The organism is Providencia sp. TYF-12 (assembly GCF_041344805.1).
GTDB lineage: Bacteria > Pseudomonadota > Gammaproteobacteria > Enterobacterales > Enterobacteriaceae > Providencia > Providencia huashanensis.
Genome location: NZ_CP166833.1, coordinates 1,211,933 through 1,233,221, shown reverse-complemented (window position 1 = coordinate 1,233,221; position 21,289 = coordinate 1,211,933). Strand labels below are relative to the sequence as shown.

General features: G+C 41.9%; 18 protein-coding genes and 1 pseudogene. 10 read left to right on the top strand and 9 right to left on the bottom strand.

The genetic code is table 11. The features are described from left to right. Positions 1–10: 10 nt before the first annotated feature. The 5 genes from ABE954_RS05375 to ABE954_RS05355 are packed head-to-tail and all read left to right on the top strand — an operon-like array spanning position 11 to position 6,338. Entirely contained in the window at positions 11–244 is a 234-nt protein-coding gene (locus ABE954_RS05375) for a hypothetical protein (RefSeq protein ID WP_371025763.1), read from the top strand. Positions 245–253: 9 nt separating this feature from the next. After that, positions 254–457 carry a hypothetical protein gene (locus tag ABE954_RS05370; RefSeq protein WP_371025762.1) on the top strand — a complete coding sequence of 68 codons (204 nt, stop codon included), beginning with the start codon at positions 254–256 and terminating at the stop codon, positions 455–457. Further along, positions 450–2,741 (top strand): phage tail protein, encoded by a 2,292-nt coding sequence (locus tag ABE954_RS05365; RefSeq protein ID WP_371025761.1) that lies wholly within the window; start codon positions 450–452, stop codon positions 2,739–2,741. Before ABE954_RS05370 ends, ABE954_RS05365 begins: the two co-directional genes overlap by 8 nt. Next, positions 2,734–3,558 carry a hypothetical protein gene (locus ABE954_RS05360; protein WP_371025760.1) on the top strand — a complete coding sequence of 275 codons (825 nt, stop codon included), beginning with the start codon at positions 2,734–2,736 and terminating at the stop codon, positions 3,556–3,558. Before ABE954_RS05365 ends, ABE954_RS05360 begins: the two co-directional genes overlap by 8 nt. Further along, entirely contained in the window at positions 3,555–6,338 is a 2,784-nt protein-coding gene (locus ABE954_RS05355) for a phage tail protein (RefSeq protein ID WP_371025759.1), read from the top strand. The genes ABE954_RS05360 and ABE954_RS05355 overlap by 4 nt, the downstream gene beginning before the upstream one ends. A 156-nt stretch (positions 6,339–6,494) precedes the next feature. On the opposite strand, the pseudogene ABE954_RS05350 reads toward ABE954_RS05355, so the two are convergent. Then, a pseudogene (locus ABE954_RS05350) lies at positions 6,495–6,743 on the bottom strand (twin-arginine translocation signal domain-containing protein); the annotation flags it as partial. A 240-nt stretch (positions 6,744–6,983) separates the two neighbouring features. Between ABE954_RS05350 and ABE954_RS05345 the strand changes: the two are divergent. Next, the gene (locus ABE954_RS05345; protein ID WP_042848221.1) at positions 6,984–7,331 is read left to right on the top strand and encodes a YacC family pilotin-like protein; all 348 of its coding nucleotides are present in this window, start codon (positions 6,984–6,986) and stop codon (positions 7,329–7,331) included. A 104-nt stretch (positions 7,332–7,435) separates the two neighbouring features. Here the strand turns inward: ABE954_RS05345 and ABE954_RS05340 are convergent, their stop codons facing one another. Together ABE954_RS05340 and ABE954_RS05335 are read right to left on the bottom strand one after the other, a co-directional pair. After that, positions 7,436–8,476, bottom strand: a complete 1,041-nt coding sequence (locus ABE954_RS05340) for an AbrB family transcriptional regulator (RefSeq protein ID WP_042848222.1) — start codon at positions 8,474–8,476, stop codon at positions 7,436–7,438. Positions 8,477–8,661: 185 nt separating this feature from the next. Then, a complete protein-coding gene (locus ABE954_RS05335) occupies positions 8,662–9,288 on the bottom strand; it encodes a TetR/AcrR family transcriptional regulator (protein WP_042848223.1) in 627 nt (208 codons plus the stop codon). A 380-nt stretch (positions 9,289–9,668) separates the two neighbouring features. Between ABE954_RS05335 and ABE954_RS05330 the strand changes: the two genes are divergently transcribed. Both ABE954_RS05330 and ABE954_RS05325 read left to right on the top strand, forming a co-directional pair. Beyond that, complete coding sequence (locus tag ABE954_RS05330) at positions 9,669–10,889, top strand: Tm-1-like ATP-binding domain-containing protein (RefSeq protein WP_042848224.1); 1,221 nt, start codon at positions 9,669–9,671, stop codon at positions 10,887–10,889. A gap of 12 nt (positions 10,890–10,901) precedes the next feature. Beyond that, a complete protein-coding gene (locus ABE954_RS05325) occupies positions 10,902–11,729 on the top strand; it encodes a phosphoenolpyruvate hydrolase family protein (protein WP_042848226.1) in 828 nt (275 codons plus the stop codon). Between the two features lie 56 nt (positions 11,730–11,785). Here the strand turns inward: ABE954_RS05325 and ABE954_RS05320 are convergent, their stop codons facing one another. The 3 genes from ABE954_RS05320 to ABE954_RS05310 all read right to left on the bottom strand — a co-directional run bounded on the left by ABE954_RS05320 (position 11,786) and on the right by ABE954_RS05310 (position 14,296). Further along, positions 11,786–12,481 carry a hypothetical protein gene (locus tag ABE954_RS05320; protein ID WP_371025758.1) on the bottom strand — a complete coding sequence of 232 codons (696 nt, stop codon included), beginning with the start codon at positions 12,479–12,481 and terminating at the stop codon, positions 11,786–11,788. Between the two features lie 4 nt (positions 12,482–12,485). Continuing rightward, the gene (locus ABE954_RS05315) at positions 12,486–13,223 is read right to left on the bottom strand and encodes a hypothetical protein (RefSeq protein WP_129466341.1); all 738 of its coding nucleotides are present in this window, start codon (positions 13,221–13,223) and stop codon (positions 12,486–12,488) included. Positions 13,224–13,399: 176 nt separating this feature from the next. Further along, a complete protein-coding gene (locus tag ABE954_RS05310; protein WP_042848233.1) occupies positions 13,400–14,296 on the bottom strand; it encodes a diaminopimelate dehydrogenase in 897 nt (298 codons plus the stop codon). A 197-nt stretch (positions 14,297–14,493) separates the two neighbouring features. Here ABE954_RS05310 and ABE954_RS05305 point away from each other — a divergent pair, with 197 nt between their 5' ends. Both ABE954_RS05305 and ABE954_RS05300 read left to right on the top strand, forming a co-directional pair. Further along, positions 14,494–15,840: an MATE family efflux transporter gene (locus ABE954_RS05305; RefSeq protein ID WP_042848235.1), complete on the top strand. Its 1,347-nt coding sequence runs from the start codon at positions 14,494–14,496 to the stop codon at positions 15,838–15,840. Between the two features lie 210 nt (positions 15,841–16,050). Continuing rightward, complete coding sequence (locus ABE954_RS05300; RefSeq protein WP_371025756.1) at positions 16,051–17,370, top strand: serine dehydratase subunit alpha family protein; 1,320 nt, start codon at positions 16,051–16,053, stop codon at positions 17,368–17,370. Positions 17,371–17,476: 106 nt separating this feature from the next. Here the strand turns inward: ABE954_RS05300 and yjiA are convergent, their stop codons facing one another. The 3 genes from yjiA to ABE954_RS05285 all read right to left on the bottom strand — a co-directional run bounded on the left by yjiA (position 17,477) and on the right by ABE954_RS05285 (position 20,935). Further along, positions 17,477–18,439: a GTPase gene (gene yjiA / locus ABE954_RS05295; protein WP_048608108.1), complete on the bottom strand. Its 963-nt coding sequence runs from the start codon at positions 18,437–18,439 to the stop codon at positions 17,477–17,479. 36 nt (positions 18,440–18,475) lie between these two features. Continuing rightward, the gene (locus tag ABE954_RS05290) at positions 18,476–18,679 is read right to left on the bottom strand and encodes a YbdD/YjiX family protein (RefSeq protein ID WP_042848243.1); all 204 of its coding nucleotides are present in this window, start codon (positions 18,677–18,679) and stop codon (positions 18,476–18,478) included. A 102-nt stretch (positions 18,680–18,781) separates the two neighbouring features. After that, positions 18,782–20,935: a carbon starvation CstA family protein gene (locus ABE954_RS05285; protein WP_042848244.1), complete on the bottom strand. Its 2,154-nt coding sequence runs from the start codon at positions 20,933–20,935 to the stop codon at positions 18,782–18,784. Positions 20,936–21,289 lie beyond the last annotated feature (354 nt).

Here is a 21,289-nt window from a genome sequence, read left to right as displayed (position 1 = left end):
GAGAATCCTTATGTGGTGGACGGTAGCAAAATACGTGGCAGTGATTGTGGCCTCGTATTTTTTAAGCACAGTCATGGCGCCAAAACAACGCACCTCTAAAACAGAAGCGGCATCTTCAGAAGATTGGGATTACCCACAGCCGAAAGAAGGCACGCCGCAATGTGTGTTTTTTGGGGATTGCTGGACGGATGATTGGTTTGTCTTGGCGTATGGCAATTATCGCTATGAAGCTATTCGTAAGTAGAGGTACACGATGAAGATTACCATGAATGACATTCGTCGCGGTGGCGGCTGTGCTTGGGGATTAAGAGCCTTTTTTAAGCGTTATCACCTCGATTTTGATGCCTTTATTAAAGATGGTTTTATTGACGCTGAAGCCTTACGAGGCACAGGTGATGCTCTGGCGATTCAAATTGTTGAACTGGCTGAAGCTCGCCAAGGAGAGAACAATGGGTAGTGGCGGCAAAGGTGGCGGCAGCAAAAAACAAACCGTTGGTTATACCTATTATTGGGATATTCAAGCAGGTTTAGGTCGTGGTCCCGTCGATGAGATTGTGGCGATTTCGGCTGACAAGAAAACCGTGTTTGCTGGCACCCAAGGCCAAATCAGTGAAAGCACCTCGGTCTATATCGATAAGCCAAATCTCTTTGGGGGTACAGACACAGGCGGTGAAGGCGGTATTCGCGGCACACTTGAAGTAATGATGGGTGAGCCTGACCAAGTTCCGACCGAACGTTTACGCAAGCTATTGACAGGTTTGGTGCCTGGCTTTCGTGGCCTCGTTACCACCTTATTTTCAGGGATGGTGAGCAGCTATGCCGCTTCACCCAAACCGTGGTCATACCGTGTACGTCGTGGTCTTAAAGGGTGGGATAGTAATGTCTGGTATCCCGAAAAAGCCTTTATTATGTTGTCGAACCCTGAAGGCCAACTGGATGATGAAGCCAATCTAACGCCTGAACAAATCCAAAACCTACGCACGATTTATGCGTATAACGCAGCCCATATCTTAGTGGAATGCGCCACCAACCGTGATTGGGGTCGCGGCTTATCGCTGGATGATTTAAACCTCGACAGCTACCGTAAAGCGGCAGATACCTTGCACCATGAAGGATTTGGCTTGTGTTTGCGTTATAACCGTCAAACCAGTTTAGATAATTTCGTGCAGCAAATATTAGATCATATTGGTGCAGCCCAATACGGGGATTTAAACACGGGCAAATTGGTGTTAAGGCTACTTCGTGATGATTACAATGTGGATGAGTTACCGTTGTTCACCTATGACAACGGCATTATTGCGGTACAAGATGATGACAGTACCAGCAGTGATGCGGCACCGAATGAACTCGTTATCACCTATCACGACCCTGTGACTCATACCGATGGCGAAGTGCGCGCCCAAAATTTGGGGGCGATTCAATCTGTCGGGTTAATTTCCAGTAGCACCGAATATATGGGTATTCCGACGCATGAACTGGCCGCCCGCGCCGCACAACGTGACCTCCAAGTGAGCGCTTCAGGCTTAACGCGCCTCATCTTAGAGTTTGACCGTCGCGGTGGCGTGTTAGCGCCTGCGTCGGTGTTTCGTGTGCATTTGCCTGACCGCAACATTGATAACATGGTGTTGCGTGTGGGGTCGATTGAAGAGCGCGATAATGGCAGCTTAAAAATCAAAGCGGTGCAAGATGTATTTGGCTTACCAGCGACCTCTTACAGTAGCGGCGGTCAAGGTAGTACGTGGGTGCCGCCCGATGGTGCAGCGCAACCCATTACCGATAGTCAAGCGTTTGAAGTGCCTTATGCGTTATTAGCTCGTCAATTATCCGCTGCTGATTTGGACTATCTTCATGCCGCATCCAGTTATTTGTCAGTCATGGCCACCAAACCCAATAACATGGCCATCAGCTATTTATTGCAAACCCAAAGTGAGGGCATGGAGTGGCAAACGGTCAGTGAACCTGATTGGACACCTAGCGGGATTTTACGTCAAGCGGTGAATGTGCTGGATACGCAGCTCTTGATTGAATCCAATGTGGTGCCAATGGTGGGCAGCCCTGCGTGGTTGGGTGATGAGCTTATACGCATTGATGCGGTGGATGAAGGGAATAAAACCTTGATTGTCGGCCGAGGATGTGGTGACACGCTGCCCGTTCATCACAATGGCGGAACGGTATTACGTTTCTTGTCGGAAGGGATTGAAGGTAGCACGCAAGAGTATTTAGAAAGTGAGTCGCTTAACTGGCGCTTGCTCACCAAAACGACCGCCGAAACCTTAAAGCCTGGATTGGCGCAAGTGTCTTCACTGACTTTCACGGGACGACAGTCTCGGCCGTATTTACCAGGGCGCATTGCCATTAATAACCAGCACTATCCCGTAACTGTCGCAAAAGCCGATGAGTACGTCATGACCTGGGCACACCGTGACCGCGTGTTACAAGTCGACCGCCTCATTGATTGTTCGATGGACGATATTGGCCCCGAGCCTGGCACGCAATATCACCTGACGCTAACGGCGCTTGGGGAAACTGAGCCCGTATGGTCGTTAATACTCACTGATAACCATGTTGTGTTGCCTTATGACTCCAGTACCTCATCGCGAGATGCGCAAGCGCATTATTTACAGATTTGGACTGAGTGTAACGGCCGTCGTTCGCTAGAAACCTTTACCACGTTACTGCCTGCGGGACTCATTGTGATTGAGCCTGAAGAACCGATTGAAATGGAGGTGACCGATGTCTGATTACTTCTATGGGCAAGGTAAGGTGTCGCTGGCTGTTCGTCAGCCAGGCAAGCCGCTCAACTTGCGTTGGGTGGGCGACGTTGACCAATTCACCGTCTCTTTTGCGAGTCGTTCGCAGATGAAACAGCACGCGCAGCAAGGCATTGTGCATAACACCCAAAAGCACATCACGCATCAATCATGCCAAGTGAGCGCGAACTTTTTCACATTTTCACCAGACAATATCGCGTTGGCTGTTTTTGGTCGAACGCTCTCAACCAAAGCGCGTGCAACGAAAGAAGTCTTACCCATCGGCTTGGTTGCGGGCGGCCGTTACGCATTACAGCAGGTGAATTTATGGGATGTGGTGATACCTGGGTTAGCTGATGGTGTTGATTATCGTATTGACGGAAATTTCGGCACGTTAGAAATCATCAAAACCCCAATCGTTCAACCCATTACCGTGCATTACAAATATGCAGGCAGTGACACTATTCCATTTCTAACCAACAAACCGCTAGAGCTGGTGTTGCGTTATGAGGCGGTCAATCTCGCTGAAGATATGTCACCTGTGCTGGTTGAATTGTATCGCCTGCAATTTGATGTGACGGATGTGTTAGAACTGATTAATAACGCGACCACACTTAGCAGCTTTGAACTCAATGCTGACGGGCTACTGGATACGACTCGACCCGTTAACGATTTATTTGGTCAATATGGTCGCTATGTCATTAGCCGTCCAATCACGCATTCATCACAAGGCTCATTAGAGCCAATCATTACAACAGGCGCCGTAGGCGGCACGATTACCACAGTTTACCCCAAGGATGCATTATGAAACCTTTTTACACTATTTTGACTAACTACGGTAAAACCGCCTTAGCAGAAGCGCTTGCTGCTCAAAAGCCCCTTGAAATTCCGCACATGGCGGTGGGTGATGGTGGAGGTTCCTACTATGAGCCTGTCGAAGAGCAGACTAACCTGCGTAATGAGCGGTGGCGTGGTGATTTAAATGATTTGCGTACTGATGATGAACTTCAAGGCCAAGTCATAGCAGAAGCCATTATCCCCCACGATATTGAAGATGGAGACTGGACAGCTCGTGAGATTGGGTTATTTGATGCAAAAGGTGGTTTGGTTGCGGTGGGCAAGTACCCAGAAACCTATATCCCATCAGCAGATTCAGGCGCAAAAACCCAAGTTTATATTAATATTGTTGTTAAAGTTGACAATGTTGCTGCGGTGCAACTGATTGTTGACCACGGGCAAGTGCTAGCCAGTAAATTATTTGTCTTGGGTAAGGGATACGGTATAACGGGGAGTTTTGAATCGGGCTTACTCGAAATAAAGTCACTCACCCAACCTTTTCAACTTGTTTTATTTGAGAAAGAAAACGTCCTTTATCGTTGGGTTGGTGAATTTCCAAAATCAGTACCCGCCAATTCATCGCCAATGGAATTAGGTGGCATTGGCATTGGTGCTTGGATGCGAGTTGGGGGGCTGAGTACGGCTCAGGTCGATTCGATTAATGATTTACGGCAACTAGATACACGTATCTTCAATGATCAAGATCGCCTTCTCGTCTTGTCTTATCATCAAGAAAAGAACTACGGTGGTGGCTTCTTTAGATATGAAGCGAATAATTCTGATGTTGATGATGGAGTTATGATTATAGCGCCTATCAGTGGAACAGGTCGATTTGTCAGAGAAGTACTGGATAATCAACTGTACATTTCTTATGAAATTGCCGGCGCTGATATCACTGGCATAGAGCCGTCAGAAGATGCAATAGTCCGCGCCCATTTAGCAGCTAACCGTCTTGGCGTGCAGCTAAAGCAAAATCGCGGTAAGTTTCGTATATCTAAACCCGTTGAAGTCAGTGTAAAAACGGATGTGGACTTAAAAGGTTCAGAGTTCGTTTTCGATGATAACTTGAATATTAACAAGATGTTCAGCGTTAAGCCTACAACCGACCTTGTAACAGTGAATGTTAATAATCAAAACTTTGTCGGTGGAAACACTGTTGTTCCTGAGCTGGCTATTTACGAAAACGCTGTCGTATCAATTAACTCGAAAGATATTGATATTTACAGAAACGGTGATAGAAACTCGCCCGTTTATAAGCGAGATATTGTTGAAGTAAGGAAAGGGGGTACACTAAGTCACCCATTGGTTTACACAATGACAACCCAAGTCTCAGTTGTTGTTAACCAACTTGAAAAAAGCAAATTAATATTTAATGCGCCTTCGATCACAATCGGAAACTCACTGATTGCATCATTCGTCTACTCAACGCGCAATGATGTCACTGTTAACGCAAGCGGAGTTAAAAGAACAGATAGTAGCACTGTTAATCGTATTGTCACTTACTTTGAACCTCATAATTGCAGGGATAATGTCTTAGATGCAATTGCAGTTGATAACAGCAACCACTTTGAAACCGCAAGTGCTTATGGAATTTCAGGCGGCTCAGTGATACGTCAAGGTGCTAGAAACTATCACGGTGCTGGGGATTGGGGGTTAATGGACGGTAACACTATTCGCGATGGCTTCGCTACTGACATTACATGCGCTCGCGTGGGAGTTCATGCACAAGCTTTTAACTTCACTGCTGAGCGTTGCACTCTTAAAGAAAAAGCGATTCAAATCTCAGGCAGAGGCACATTAACAGCGAGAGATTGTAAAAAGTTTTGCGTCGGTATCGGTGGTACTGCGGGATACGTGAACGCATTAATTGATTTACGAGCAGATTATGGCTCGGAGTGGGTTGGCGATATCATTGTTGACAATCCTGAACTCAACTGTGGGGATTTAGCATTAACGGATGCAGAAACGTGCATCGTTCGCTTGCACGCAGATAATATTGATTTTGGGAGGGAAGTCTTTTACCCACGAAGAATTATCATTAACGGCGGTTCACTAACAGCTTCTGCGAACAATAATGCTGCACCAACGGTGAATGTTGTTGAGTTATTCAGATATCCAACGAGTCAAACGACATTTAGTCGTAAGCTGCCTCAGTTCATTAAAATTGTTGATTTAAATGTCAGAATACCCGCTGGCTCAGGAGTTGTAAGGATTAACCCCATGCGTTTACCGGGTCAAGCCGCGACAGGGTTTTACGGGGATATGTCTGTTGAAGTCACAGGAAACATCTTCCCATCTTCAATCCCATCTGCGGTTATTGCAAGAACGGGCATTACATTAAACGTTGATATTGCAGATATATATCAAGCAACAACGGGGTATACAGCCAACTTCACTTTTAATAACTCAATAGTTGATGCTGTTTTCGTTAGCCCATCGAGCTTTAGTTTGACGCTAAATAACTGTGACACTTTAAACGTCGATGGATACGCAGGGGATGGCAGAAATGGAAAAGGAATAGTGTGTCACAACGCATCAAGAATACGCGCAGGAAGGTATTCTGGCGCTGGTGTTACCCACATGTATCTTAACTCTCAATTCAAAGCGGGCACTGGGAACATCGAGTTATCTGGAGGAATAGCAAGAGCGTCAGGGAATTCAATAGAAAAAGGTGCACAAATCACTTTTGCAGTAGGTAATACAAAGTCCATGTTAATTAATGGTTATTGTGATAATTCCAAGTTTGATTAACTGAAAATATTTTTGCATAACAAAAGGCCTCGAATTCACACAGAGGTCTTTTGTTATTTATACTTTGTAAATTGAAACATAGTTTCTCCTGATGAAATAAAGTTAGATTTCATTTATCGCGCACGCGTACTTAATTTATCGCGCAGCGCATCAGTTTTTCAAACTAACCGCAGGCCCCAGTAAATTTCCGTTATAGCCCCATGTTGTCGTTTTCTTTCCAGGGACAAATTGAGAAACACCTTGCTGAATTGCTAACTGAATATTTCCCTGCTCATCAGGCTCTAGTAATGGCGGAATAGCAAGAGTTGGGTAATTTTCGGCTGCGACCGCGATGCGGCTCCAAATAGGCAGCGCACTTGCAGCGTATGTGATAGCACTTAACTTAAGAAAATCGCGACGTAGCATTGATAACCTTCCTTTTGTTTATCAAATAAATAATCATTATCAGAGTAAGTTATGGCAAATTACCCTTTCTATGCAAAACATGGTTTAATAAAGGAATGATAAAGCCTCCCCTTACAGGAAGGTCAATAAATCCACTCTGTAATTGTGGGTTTATTACATGGATTTAAGAAAAATATAGTTGACTAACAATTCTATTCTTATGCTAACGTAACTTGACATAGAAAACAGATAGAATAACGAATGCGCAAATTTATATTGATGTCATGCCTGATGACTCTGTTAGGGATAACCAATTCTTCCAGAGCACTTTCTAACAATGAAGCTGAAGATCTCGCTGATCTGACGGCTGTTTTCATTTATCTAAAATATGACTGTGGGTACTCCCAAATCCCTGACAGGGAAATCGAACGGGCTATTGTTTACTTCGCTAAAAGTAATAAATGGGATCTGAGCAATTATAATTCTGAAAAAATGACCGTTCTCAATAAAGAAAGTTATAAAGACTTAAAAGGAATACCACTGACAACCGAGTTTAAATGCCAATCACTTGCTCGGGATTCCCTCGGCCTTTTTGCTTACGTTAAATAACCCTAAAATGAATTAATACAGGTTGTTTAAAACCAAGTATAACAAAAGAAAGAAAACACACCCGTACCTTTTCTGTCTGTTTTCTTTCTTTTTACCACGCTACATTACCCTTGCCTTTTAGCCTTTTTCTCCTGCCAAAATAAAGCAATCGATGGAATACTTTGGATAATAACCATTCTGATAATATGGTTTGACATAACAAAGCCAGCATCAAGGTTCATCGTAATCGCAGCAAAGGTCATTGCTTCCATACTACCTGGAGCCCAAGCCAGTAAGAGTACAGAAATATCATAACCCGTTACCCAAGAGGCAAATACAGTAATCAGGAAAGTTAATGCGATATTAATGATAACCACTTGTGCAGAGGAGTAAATATTTTTAATCAATGAGGAAAGTGGGAAAACAATAAAATGATTACCAATGTTCATCCCAATTAATACCATACTCAGTTCAGTTAACATCAATGGGAAACTTAATGGGATATCTAGAAAACTTTGAATCAACGTTGCTGCAGCTAATGACGTTAGCATAAAAGGGGCTGGAACCCTTAAACGCTGCAAAATAAGCCCTGCCCCCAAACCAACCGCTATAATCACCAATAACCATAGCGTTGAGGTTAAAGTTAGTACTGGTAATTCTATGATAGGTTGCGGATCACCATCACTACCTACAACAATCCCTGCTAATAGAATCAGGATAATTAAGCGAATTGTATGTGAAATAACAATTTTTTGTGGCGGCGTATGGGTATGGTCAGTTAAGGCTAAAATAGCTGCCATTGCCCCAGGCACTGAGCCAAGCATTGCTTCTTGTTTCGTCCAACCAACTTTTCGATAAAACCAAAAAAAACTAAATGAAAATTGTACCGCTAAACATACAACTAACATTAATAATAAAAGAAATAAATTATCTGCCTCATTAAGGGAAACCTGATTAAACATCAACCCAACAGAAGTCCCTAAGGTAACTTGAACGAAAGTAATCGTATGCTTAGGTACAGCAAAAGAAACACCAAAACGATGAAAAATAATAACAGCGATAATCGGCCCAAACATAAGTGCAAGTGGGATACCTAGGTAAGTAAGCCCACCGCCGATCAATGAACAGATGGCAATCCCACCTATCATTTTCAATAACTTCATCATATGGCATTAACCGTTCAGATTATTTATAGCCTTAGTTTATATCATATTAACGATGCCATATGGGGCTAGTATCGATTTAATTATCACCATAGTAATTATTCACTACTAATTGATTATTTATCAGACTTTGATTTTATCTTTTTGACTTCAGTCGATAAAAACCAGTTAAGTCCGTTAACGAATATTTACTTATTCGCATTATCTGCAACGGCTTGGTTCATGATCGCTTTTGCCATCCACTGCGCTAATTCGGTGACTTGGGAATCTTCCATTTTCCAAATATCTTTCAACACTAAAAATATTTCAGAGCCGTAAATAACAGAAAAAGCACGGATCACTTTATCAATAATTTCTTGCGGAAATTCTGATTTCATTGGTGACGTCACCATCGTTAGGATATCTTTACGGTTACCTCTTTCCAGCCGTTTGTCTTTTATACTGAGTGGGGTAGACCGACCTTGAGCCCATTGTTGTAATGATGCTTGTAACGCCGCTCGCAATACTCCTTCATGTTCAAACATTCGAGGAAAAGCATATGTTAATAGCTCATCAATGCGCTCTTCCGTTTTTACGCTTTGTGGGCGCCAAGTTAAAATAGGCCCTAAACTCTCATTAACTACTGCGGTAATTAAATCAGTTTGTGTTGGAAAGTATCGATATGCAGTTGCACGAGAAACTCCTGCTTCTAAAGCGAGTTCCGAAACAGAAGGCATAGCTCCCTTTTCAAATAAATCTAAAGCCGTAGTGACCAATAGTACATAGGTACGTTTTCGAGTGCCCTTATATTGTAGTTCTGAATTAATCTTCGGCATTATTTACCCTTAAAATACTGTTTCTTACCACAAGTTTAGTCAATGTCACTAATAAAGCACAACAACAAGCAAGTAACCATCTCTATTAAAAAGATGAATTTACGCTGTCACCTCGAGCTTTTCCCTGCTCTCCATAAAACAAATTATCATTCATGATAAATTATACTGTAACTTTGTATTACCAACCTAATCATTGATTCACCATCATAAAAAACAATTACTAATATTTATCAATAAGATATAGATACTAACAACTATTTACCTCTACAACAAACCTAAAAATGAGACGACAGTCTCATTTTACATTTATCCAAAATGATACTATAGTCTCATTGTGATGGGAAATTCAACGACCTGCTTCTATCTGAAAGGATTTTTCAATGAAAAAAAATCAGGGTTTTATCTATGTTGCAACAACACTTGATACCAAAAGCGCTGAAGTTTTTTATGTCAGTGAATTAATAAAAAGTGCCGGATTAGCTGTGCGTACTGTTGACCTGACAACACAAAAGACTCAATTAGAAAAAAATGCAGATGTCAGTGCAAGTACTGTAGCAAGTTTTCACCCTCTTGGTGCAAACGCCGTATTCTGTGGCGATAGAGGTAAAGCAATAGAAGCGATGGCACAAGCCTTTAGCTTATATCTTTCAGCCCAAACAGATGTAGCTGCAATTCTTGGTTTAGGCGGCTCAGGCGGTACTGCGCTAATCACACCAGCAATGCAAGTATTACCCGTTGGTATTCCTAAGCTCATGGTATCCACTATGGCCTCAGGAGATATTTCTGGCTATATCGGAGCCAGTGATATTTCTATGATGTACTCCGTAACAGATGTATCAGGATTAAATGTAATTTCCCGTAAGGTATTAAAAAATGCCGCGAACCAAATCGCTGGGGCTGTTTGGTTTGATCAAGACACCGAAGAAAACATTGATTTGAAACCAGCAATTGCCTTAACTATGTTTGGTGTCACCACCCCATGTGTTCAGCAATTAACCGCGCAATTAGAAGAACAATATGACTGCCTTGTATTCCATGCAACGGGCAGTGGCGGTAAAGCGATGGAAAAACTGATTGATAGTAAGCTACTTCATTCCGTATTAGATATCACGACGACTGAGGTTTGTGATTACCTTTTTGGCGGCGTGTTAGCCTGTGATGAAGATCGTTTTGGCGCTATCGAACGCACTCAGACACCTTGCGTTATGTCCTGTGGCGCTTTGGATATGGTCAATTTTGGCCGCCCTTCTACGGTTCCCGAACATTACCAAGACCGCTTATTTTATCATCATAATGCCCAAGTCACATTGATGAGAACAACAAAAGAAGAAAACCAACAGATGGGCCGCTGGATCGCCGAAAAATTAAATCGTTGTGAGGGAGAGATCCGTTTTATTGTTCCAACAGCAGGGTTTTCAGCATTAGATATCGATGGGGCTCCTTTCTGGGACCCAATTGCTGACCAAGCCTTTATTGATGCGCTCAATGAAAATTTAATTAAAACAGAAAAAAGACAGCTTATTTTGAGTCCTTATCACATTAACTCCCAAGAGTTTTGTGAGCAGGTTATTCAACTACACCAGGATATTTTGAACAAATAATAGAGGTTAATTATGAAACATAACCGCGCAGATTTATTAAAAAAATTCAGAGCAATGATTGCTCGTGGCGAACCAATTATCGGCGGTGGTGCTGGTACGGGTCTATCTGCTAAGTGTGAAGAGGCTGGCGGTATTGATTTAATTGTTATTTATAATTCAGGCCGTTACCGTATGGCGGGTCGTGGGTCACTCGCAGGCTTACTCGCTTACGGCAATGCCAATGAAATTGTCATGGATATGGCAAAAGAAGTATTACCAGTAGTTAAGCACACCCCTGTTCTTGCTGGTGTAAACGGTACTGACCCATTCTGCCAATTTGATAAGTTTTTAGATGACATCAAAACAACAGGCTTTGCGGGCGTACAAAACTTCCCAACAGTTGGCTTAATCGATGGTAATTTCCGTGCTAATTTGGAAGAAACGGGAATGGGTTATGACCTAGAAGTCGATATGATCCGTATGGCACATGAAAAAGACCTCCTGACAACGCCATACGTATTTAGCGCTGAAGATGCTGTAGCGATGACTGAAGCAGGCGCTGATATCATCGTGCCACACATGGGGCTAACAACAGGTGGTAATATTGGTGCAGAAACCGCACTGACACTGAAAGATTGTGTGCCACTAATCAATGAATGGGCTAAAGCCGCTAAAGCAGTACGTGATGATGTTATTGTGCTTTGTCACGGTGGCCCTATCGCAACACCTGAAGATGCCGAATATATTTTAGCAAACTGCCCTGACTGCCATGGTTTTTATGGCGCAAGTTCAATGGAACGTTTGCCTACCGAAGTCGCACTCACAAAGACTACACAGCAATTTAAAACAATAACACGTTAATTTTTATTATTTTTTTGTTTTGCCAACACCAGGCGCCTATTTCGATAGGCGCTTTTTTATTTTTTATGCCGTTTTAAAAAACGCCACAACACCCAAAGCAGAGAAGTAGAATAGTACAAAACGCCAAATTGAATAATGATTAATGGGTTTTCTGTCATGCCTGTCATTTTTAACATGCCATAATAATTATTCTCTTCAAGGTATTGCTCAGTGAGCCCCCCTTGGGGTAAATAATGCGTTAGAAATACAGCAATGATAAAACACGCAACATAATGGCGTAATTTTGCAAGCCCTTCATCGAAGGCATTAAAATTATCAAATTGGCTCCCTTGTTGGCGTCCAATGATAATTCGATTAATTAACGTAGCAGCGTAAATATAAAGAATAGCAGAAGAATTAATCTTTGTTGTATGAAAAATATAGGCCACACCGCCTAAAATAGCAGCCACAAAAACAAAGAAAAAACCACGTTGTAACACTGCCATCATCGTGCCCATATGCACTAAAATAAATTCGAACAGCAGAATCAACACCATATTGTAAACAACTTCAACCCCCGACCAATCGGGGAAAAACCATAAAGACAATAAAAAACCGATATAAAAAATAGTTAAGCCGTGATCCACTAACTCAGGTAAAAAACTCATCATTCCTTGCTGTTTGTCTGATGCAACAAAATGACGTTTCCCTTTCGCTGTAAATGATGTCGAGCGTTTATTGGCATGTTTTCTATTTCTGATCTTCCTTGCCACAATATTACTTCTCTTTTTTTTGGTAAATAGAGTGCCCTTTACACAAAAAATGCATTAGGCAGGCCATAAATAACGGCATTCCAAAGTAAAGAACACCAAAAGCAAAAGCCACATGAGGTTTTTCTGGAAATTCACCGCCTGAAGAAATACTGGAATAATAATCAATGGACCTTAAATACTCTGGCGTTAATCCACCATAAGGAACAAGAAAAGACAAAATAATTACAAAGAAAATACAAAACATGAAATTTAATGCCATCAAAGCCGAATAGCCCATATTTTCTCCGCGTTCTTGTTCTGTACGACTACTGATACCAAAAAGCATTCGGTTCGCCACAGTAGCACTATACAAGTATAAGATTAGCGGAGAGTCACCTAATACTGCCATATTAATTGCTAATGCAAATAAACCATATAGCAACGCAAATAGCATTAATATCCGCCAATCACGAAATACCGCCATAAATACACCGGAGTGAACTAAAATAAATTCAAAGATCAGGATCAGCGTTAGGTTATAGATAATTTCCACCGTGTAATACTCAGGAAAAAACCACACTGATAAAATAAAGCCAACATAGAAAAGAGAGAAACCATAATTAATTAGCTTTGAAAAAACGCGAATAAGACTAAAAGAATGTGAACTTTCTTGCACACTTTTTACTGCTGGTTCTTTTGGGAAAAAACCTTGGTTTTTATTTGTTTTGCTTTCCACTTGTCCATTCCCTGACGACTTCGCCATTATCTTACTCCGTTTTCAACAATATATTTTTTCTTTATAAGCTACTTGATAATACAAATAATAAACAGTGCCTTAAATCTGAATAACAAACTTAGCGTAAGAACAACTGTAATAAATTAAGACAAGATGACATGGAATGAACCTCCATGCCATTAATGAAAAATTACCTATTGTGATTAAACCAATTTGGCAATTAATGTATCTAAGTCACCTTGCAGGAAATTCACTGGTGGGATTTCAATCACAGTATAAGCACCCGCAGCTTGCTTCATGGTAGCTCGAGCAGCAGAAACCATAAACTGTGAGGTTAACGCCGGGTTATTAATGCGCATTGAGTATTCAAATAACTGATTATGTGTTGCCCCTGAAACCCCTTTGTGGGTCATATGAACGCCATGACCAACATCTTTTAGTGCATCAATACTATCGACTTGGCGAATATGCGTCTCATCTGATGAAAAATAACTATCCGCTTTAATGGCTTGAGCCACATCATCAAACTTTGCACCCGCTTCAAGTTCAATGTATACCATGCGGCGGTGAACCCCTGTTCCCAACGGAATAGTCACAGATAGAGCATCTTTTACCCCATCAATGGCTTTGGCTGCCACACTGTGCCCCATGCTCATACCGGGACCAAAGTTAGTATAAGTCACACCTTTTGGCGCCATAGCTAACATTAAAGTACGCATGATAGAATCTGAGCCGGGGTCCCAGCCAGCAGAGACAACCGCCACACTATTATGCTGTTTAGCCACGTCATCTAAACGGTGTTTTAACGCCACAATATCTGAGTGAACATCAAAGCTATCAACAGTATTAATCCCCTTGGCCAGTATTTTTTCTGCTAATGGCGCGATCGCACGCGTTGGCGAACACAGTAGAGCAACATCTACCTTCCCTAGCTTTTCAATATCATCAACCACTTTATAAGCGGAAAGTTCAGCAGGAATATCTTGTGTATTACGACGCACGATGCCAACCAGCTCAAAATCTTCAGCGGCTAGAACAGCTTCTAGTGCATAGCGACCAATATTGCCATAGCCCACTATTGCTGCTTTAATTTTTGTCATTTTTACTCCTATACAGTTCTGATGTTGCTTATTAATTAATTTATAGCGAAATTAAATCTAACAGAATAAGTAAAAGTAAACAAAACATTAGCTTTATTCAGATGGAAGCATTTTAACCCTATTTTCATTGTTGGAATCCATGTAGAATTAGCGGTTCAGAATACTTTCCCAAATACTTATGAATATAAAGGTTCTCAATGCATCAATCCGATGTGACTGAGCGATCACTCTTTTCGCTCAGCTGGCCAATTTTTATCGATATTTTTCTCCATTTGGCCACTTTATTAATTAATACCTATATGGTCAGCCACGTTTCTACTGCCTATTTAGCTGCAATGGGTGTAGGTAACCAAGTGTTTGACCTTTTTATTACTATTTTTAACTTTATTAGTGTGGGGTGCAGTGTTGTTATTGCTCAATATTTAGGGGCTGGACGCCGTGAAAAGGCAAGCCAAGCGATCCATATTTCTATCGCATTTAACTTTATTCTTGGCTTTTCTAGTGCCCTCGTCGCTTTATTTTTTGGTTACAGTATTTTAACCATTATGAATATGCCATCACATTTGATGGCTGACGGTTATACTTATTTACGTATTTTAGGTATTTGCTTAATACCTGAAGCCATTTCCATTATTTTAGCCGCATGCTTGCGGGTTTATGGAAAGGCTCAGCCAGCCATGTGGGTTACATTGATTGCCAACGTAATTACTGTTTTTGGAAATATTATTGTACTTTATGGTTTCTTTGGCTTACCTCAATACGGTCTTGAAGGCGTTGCATGGTCGACAGTTGTCGGTCGTGTTGTTGCCGTGATCCTACTCTTTTGCCTGCTGTTTTATGGCCTACGTATCAAATTTGTGCCGATAATGTTGGTCCACTGGTCACGTAAAATGCTGGGCAAAATCTTGCATATTGGTCTCCCCTCTGCTGGGGAAAACCTTGTCTGGATCCTACACTTTATGACGGCTTCTGCCTTTATTGGTTTAATGGGCGAAACCTCACTAGCAGCGCAGACACTCTATTTTCAATTATCCTTATTTATCATGCTATTTGGTATTTCTATCAGTATTGGTAATGAAATTATGGTTGGTCACCTTGTTGGTGCAAAACGTTTTGAAGATGCCTTTAATCGGGGAGTGAAAAGCCTCAAGATGGGGTTCTACGTCACTATTGGTGTGGTGATCGCCTTTTGGTTATTACGTGACCCTATCCTAAATAACATTACTGATGACCAAGGTATTATTGAACTACTATTGCCACTGTTCTTACTGTCTGTCTTTTTAGAACCAGGTAGGACCATTAATATTGTGATGGTGAATGCATTACGCGCATCAGGAGATGCCCGTTTTCCACTGTGCACTGCAATTATCTTTATGTGGGGTGTCGCTATTCCGTTAGGTTATTTCTTAGGCATTAAAATGGAAATGGGCTTACTCGGTATTTGGCTCGGTTTCTTCGCCGATGAATGGTTACGTGGTTTAACCAATGCATGGCGCTGGCGTTCACGCAAATGGCAAAGCAAACGCCTAGACCTTGAAAGTTAGTAACCTACTATGATCACTTTGTCTTGCTCATTTTTAAGCAGCAGGGCAAAGTGACCGAGTTCAACATTGGGAAAATTTATTCTTTATAAATTAAATTAGGGAAAATTTTTCTCTTTGTATCTTATATCCCCCCAAACATAGCGAAGTTTTTCTCCAGCTTGTTGTTTAAAATAACAAAATCAAAAAAGATTTTATTAAGGGGGACTTGCCATGCATGCTCAATCACAACCATTACTTTGGCAATATTTTATCAATGCGGTAAAACAAGAAGTCAAACCAGCCTTAGGTTGTACTGAGCCAATTTCATTGGCATATGCAGCCGCTAAAGCGGCGTCCCTCCTTGATGGGCAAGTTATTCGTGTTTGTGCCTTTGTTTCACCAAACTTAATGAAAAATGGTATGGGTGTCACCGTTCCTGGAACCGGTATGGTGGGTTTGCCTATCGCAGCAGCATTAGGCGCCATTGGAGGTGATGCAGAAGCGGGTTTAGAAGTTCTAAAATCCGCATCAGCGCAGGCCATTGCGCTAAGTAAAACGATGTTAGAACAAGGAGCTATCACCGTTGATATTAAACATCCATGCAGTGACGTTATATATTCAGAAGCAACGGTGTATACACAAACGGGTTCAGCTACCGTTATTATTGCGGGTTCTCACACAAATATCGTTAAAATCATTCATAACCAGCAAATATGCTTCGATGCTACATTAAACAAACCTCAATCCGATGATGCTGCTGACTGTGCAGCAGATGTTGCCCTTCCCCCTGTCACCGCGAAGTCAGTTTATCAATTTGCGACCCAAGCACCATTGGAAGATATTTGTTTCATCTTAGAAGCCGCACATTTAAATGAAGCGTTATCTCAAGAAGGGCTACGTAATGTCTATGGTTTACATATTGGTAAAACACTGCAAACTCAACGTGACCGTGGCTTGCTGTCAAAAGATCTAATGTCAGAAATTATGATCCGCACCTCCGCTGCCTCTGATGCGCGAATGGGAGGGGCCGTTTTACCCGCGATGAGCAACTCAGGTTCGGGTAACCAAGGTATTGCCGCAACCATGCCTGTTGTTGTCACCGCCGATTATTTACAGTCCTCTGAGGAGCAACTGGCTCGTGCATTAATGTTGTCGCACCTAATGGCAATTTACATCCATAATCAACTCCCAGCCCTGTCGGCGCTATGTGCAGCAACTACCGCTGCAATGGGTGCTGCCGCGGGGATAGCCTGGTTATTAGAATCCCGCTATGAAGTTGTCGCTATGGCAATTTCTAGCATGATTGGCGATGTCAGTGGGATGATTTGCGACGGTGCATCAAACAGTTGTGCAATGAAAGTTTCCACGAGTGCAAGTGCAGCCTATAAAGCCGTACTCATGGCGTTAGATAATAGCTGTGTCAAAGGGTCTGATGGGATTGTTTCTGACGATGTTGACCAATCTATCGCTAATTTATGCTCACTTGCTGCTGGTTCAATGAAATATACGGATGTGCAAATCATTGAGATTATGGCTGCTAAAGCACGTTAACTCTTCGTCTTGAACGCTGATGGTACCTTAAAATTCATTGCTCCCCATCAGCGCTAATGACTTTTCGTTGAAATAAACCGCTTTAAATCCGTTTTTCAGCCATGCTTTATTTGGCTTCTAATGCCGCAAATTTTTCACGGATCATCGCTTCAGGAAGGTCGATGCCAATAAAGACTAACACACTGCTACGTTGTTCACCCTCTTCCCAATCTCTATCCCAATCTGCACTATAAAGACGCTGAACCCCTTGAAATAAGAGCCGCTTAGGTTCATCCTTAATGGATAAAATACCTTTATACCGCAATAGATTATCAGCAAAACTGAGCAACAAATCTTCCATCACTTGGGAAACTTCCATCAGTTCAACAGGGTAATCAAATTCAAGTACAATCGACCCCACCTCGTTTTGTTGTTTAGGTGCAAAACGGAAAGTAGGTTGTTTCACATTCAGTGTTGAATCGAGTAAAAAACCTTCAATATCTAATAATAAATTTAAATTGATGTCCCCATGAATAACAGGGTAAATCGGAGCTCTCGCATTGATCCGTTGTAGGCGTTCAATTAAAGCTTCAGTATTCGGCTCAATATCTGTTTTGGTAAGTAAAATGCGGTCAGCATAACCAATTTGCGCTTGAGCAATAGCAAAATCATTCAGTTGTTTCTCTGCATGAACGGCATCCACTAAAGTAATAATACCATCTAACAAATAACGTTCACACAATACCTCATGGGAAAAAAACGTCTGAGTAATTGGCCCTGGATCTGCCATGCCAGTACATTCAATCACTAAACGGTCAAAGTCTAATTTCCCACTATCCAACCCATCTAATAGGTCTAATAATGCATTTTCTAATTCATTGGAACGACTGCAACAAATACATCCATTACTTAATGTGGTAATTTGTGTCGCTCGATCGCCAATTAATGCATTATCGATAGGCACTTCGCCAAATTCATTTTCAATCACCGCTATTTTATGGCCATGCTCTGTATGAAGAATATGACTAAGGAGTGTCGTTTTACCTGCACCAAGAAAACCGGTTAAAATTGTGACATTAATTGGTTTCATTATTACCCCCACCGCATTCATTTACCGAAGTAATCATTAACAGCAGCGAAACCCGCCTTTGCCACTGCCACCATATCGTGCATCCTGCCTTTCACGAAAAAACTCGTTATACGTCATCACCGGTTTATCGGAATGATTATCTTTCATATGCTGCACATAAGTATCATAGTCAGGGATACCGATTAACATACGCGCAGCTTGCCCAAGGTACTTACCTGTTTTGCCGAGGTTTCCAAACATCAGCCTCTCCAATGTAAATGCCCTACATTATGAATACACAATGTAGGGCGACCTTTCAGTTGCCGAGTACCTTTCGGTAACTCAGCATGATTGAAGGGTGACTTAATGTGAAGATGAAACTTTCACGCCCTCTTTCGGTACAGGAACATAAGGTGTTTCTTTATCTGTACGCTGCGGATTTTTGTGTGCTTTCATCCCGACGCGGATACCATAGAAAATGATACCGTAAACAACCACTAAGAATAGAACACTCAAGCCAGCATTGGTGTAGTTATTAATAATAATGTGATTCATATTAGTAATTTCTTGTGCCGTTAATTCCGCACCACCCGCTGCAATCTTATCTTTATAAGATTTAGCTAAATACATGAAGCCTTCTAATTGTGGATTATCACTGAATAGTTTCAGACCTAGCGCCCAAGTAGTACAGATTAATAACCATACTGCTGGTAATACGGTAACCATTATATATTTACTGCGCTTCATCTTAATCAGAACAACTGTACTTAAGACTAATGCAACCGCAGCTAACATCTGGTTGGAGATACCGAACAATGGCCATAAGCTCTTAACACCACCCAGAGGGTCAACAACACCTTGATACAGTAAGTAACCCCATAGACCAACACACCCTGCGGTACCGATAATACCCGCAACCAATGAGTCCGTTTTCTTCAGGAATGGAACAAAGTTACCTAACAAATCTTGCAGCATAAAGCGGCCAGAACGAGTTCCTGCATCAAGTGCAGTTAAGATAAACAGCGCTTCAAACAAGATCCCAAAGTGATACCAGAAGCCCATATTTGCCGCTGGCATAATTTCATGGAATACAAATGCAATACCGACAGCTAAAGTTGGCGCACCACCCGCACGGTTCAAAACAGACGGCTCACCAATATCTTTCGCCGTTTGCATAATTTGTTCAGGTGAAATTACGAAGCCCCAAGAGCTGACTGTTGCCGCCGCATGAACAGAAACATCTTTCAGTTGAGCCATAATAGCTGCGCCGTCAGGCCCACCGAGTTCGTGCAAGTTAGGCATTGTAATACCTAAAGCCGCTGGCGGTGTATTCATAGCAAAATACAGACCAGGCTCGATAATTGAAGCAGCAACCAGCGCCATAACAGCAACGAAAGATTCCATTAACATGGCACCATAACCGATATAGCGCGCATCTTTTTCGTTTGCTAATAATTTCGGAGTTGTTCCCGAAGAAATTAATGCGTGGAAACCAGATACGGCACCACATGCAATGGTAATGAACAAGAATGGGAATAATGTCCCTTTCCAAACTGGGCCAGTTCCATCAACGAATTGTGTTACTGCTGGCATTTTCAGTTCAGGGTTAAGAATAACAATACCGATGGCTAAACCCACGATGACCCCAATTTTTAAGAAGGTCGCTAAATAGTCACGTGGCGCTAAAATTAACCAAACAGGTAATAATGCAGAAATGAATGCATAGCCAACTAATGCGTAGGTAATAGTTGTATCTTTAAAGGTCAGTGCAGGTCCCCAATATGGGTCATGAGCAATCACCCCACCGAACCAGATTGATGCGACAAGTAATACAATACCAATAACCGAAACTTCACCCACACGTCCCGGCCGGATATATCGCATATATATCCCCATAAACAATGCGATTGGTACTGTAGAACAAACAGTGAATACCCCCCATGGACTTTCCGCTAGAGCTTTCACCACAATCAATGCTAATACAGCAAGAATAATGATCATAATAAGGAAGCAACCAAAAAGTGCTAGAGTACCTGGGATTGGCCCCAACTCTTCCTTAACGATCTCCCCTAATGATGCCCCATTACGGCGTGAAGAAATAAACAACACCATAAAGTCTTGCACCGCGCCCGCAAGCACAACCCCGGCCAATAACCATAACGTACCGGGTAAATAACCAACTTGAGCAGCAAGCACCGGTCCAACTAATGGCCCCGCCCCTGCAATTGCAGCAAAGTGGTGACCAAAAAGAACGTTTTTATTTGTTGGTACATAGTTTAATCCATCATTATTAATGACGGCGGGTGTTGCACGAGTTTCATCCAACTTCATCACTTTTTTAGCGATGTATAAACTGTAATATCGATATGCAATGAGATAGACCGCTACAGAAGCAACAACTATCCATAGCGCACTGATGTGCTCGCCACGTCTAAGCGCGACTACACCTAAACAGACTGCACCAATAATTCCAAGGATCATCCACGGAATATGCTTTAAAATGCCATTTTTGTTCATAGAACACCCTTCTGAGGTAAAACGAACATGCCTTTGATTTTGTATTTACCATCAGTGAAAAATGGATAACTATTTATTGCTAGCGTGTCATTCATCACTGATGATTTTTTATTGGCAGTGGTTGAACGGTAAAAATAAAAATGAGTTCTGCCATGGGGTCTATGGTAATAAATTATACGCCGTCATTGTTTAAAGTTATGCTAAGCGGTGTTATACAGACTTAAGCGGTTTATTTTTTGCTGTGAATGGTTTTTAGGGGGGTTAAACAAGATAAAAACTGTGATCTAAATAACAATTACAATTAGTTTTCAATTAGTTAATTACTATAAATTAATTAACTAAAATGAGTATTAT

Coding starts and splice junctions, on each gene's coding strand:
- ABE954_RS05375 (WP_371025763.1), top strand. CDS start 11: ATGTGGTGGACGGTAGCAAAATACGTGGCAGTGATTGTGGCCTCGTAT.
- ABE954_RS05370 (WP_371025762.1), top strand. CDS start 254: ATGAAGATTACCATGAATGACATTCGTCGCGGTGGCGGCTGTGCTTGG.
- ABE954_RS05365 (WP_371025761.1), top strand. CDS start 450: ATGGGTAGTGGCGGCAAAGGTGGCGGCAGCAAAAAACAAACCGTTGGT.
- ABE954_RS05360 (WP_371025760.1), top strand. CDS start 2,734: ATGTCTGATTACTTCTATGGGCAAGGTAAGGTGTCGCTGGCTGTTCGT.
- ABE954_RS05355 (WP_371025759.1), top strand. CDS start 3,555: ATGAAACCTTTTTACACTATTTTGACTAACTACGGTAAAACCGCCTTA.
- ABE954_RS05345 (WP_042848221.1), top strand. CDS start 6,984: ATGCGCAAATTTATATTGATGTCATGCCTGATGACTCTGTTAGGGATA.
- ABE954_RS05340 (WP_042848222.1), bottom strand. CDS start 8,476: ATGATGAAGTTATTGAAAATGATAGGTGGGATTGCCATCTGTTCATTG.
- ABE954_RS05335 (WP_042848223.1), bottom strand. CDS start 9,288: ATGCCGAAGATTAATTCAGAACTACAATATAAGGGCACTCGAAAACGT.
- ABE954_RS05330 (WP_042848224.1), top strand. CDS start 9,669: ATGAAAAAAAATCAGGGTTTTATCTATGTTGCAACAACACTTGATACC.
- ABE954_RS05325 (WP_042848226.1), top strand. CDS start 10,902: ATGAAACATAACCGCGCAGATTTATTAAAAAAATTCAGAGCAATGATT.
- ABE954_RS05315 (WP_129466341.1), bottom strand. CDS start 13,223: ATGGCGAAGTCGTCAGGGAATGGACAAGTGGAAAGCAAAACAAATAAA.
- ABE954_RS05310 (WP_042848233.1), bottom strand. CDS start 14,296: ATGACAAAAATTAAAGCAGCAATAGTGGGCTATGGCAATATTGGTCGC.
- ABE954_RS05305 (WP_042848235.1), top strand. CDS start 14,494: ATGCATCAATCCGATGTGACTGAGCGATCACTCTTTTCGCTCAGCTGG.
- ABE954_RS05300 (WP_371025756.1), top strand. CDS start 16,051: ATGCATGCTCAATCACAACCATTACTTTGGCAATATTTTATCAATGCG.
- yjiA (WP_048608108.1), bottom strand. CDS start 18,439: ATGAAACCAATTAATGTCACAATTTTAACCGGTTTTCTTGGTGCAGGT.
- ABE954_RS05290 (WP_042848243.1), bottom strand. CDS start 18,679: ATGTTTGGAAACCTCGGCAAAACAGGTAAGTACCTTGGGCAAGCTGCG.
- ABE954_RS05285 (WP_042848244.1), bottom strand. CDS start 20,935: ATGAACAAAAATGGCATTTTAAAGCATATTCCGTGGATGATCCTTGGA.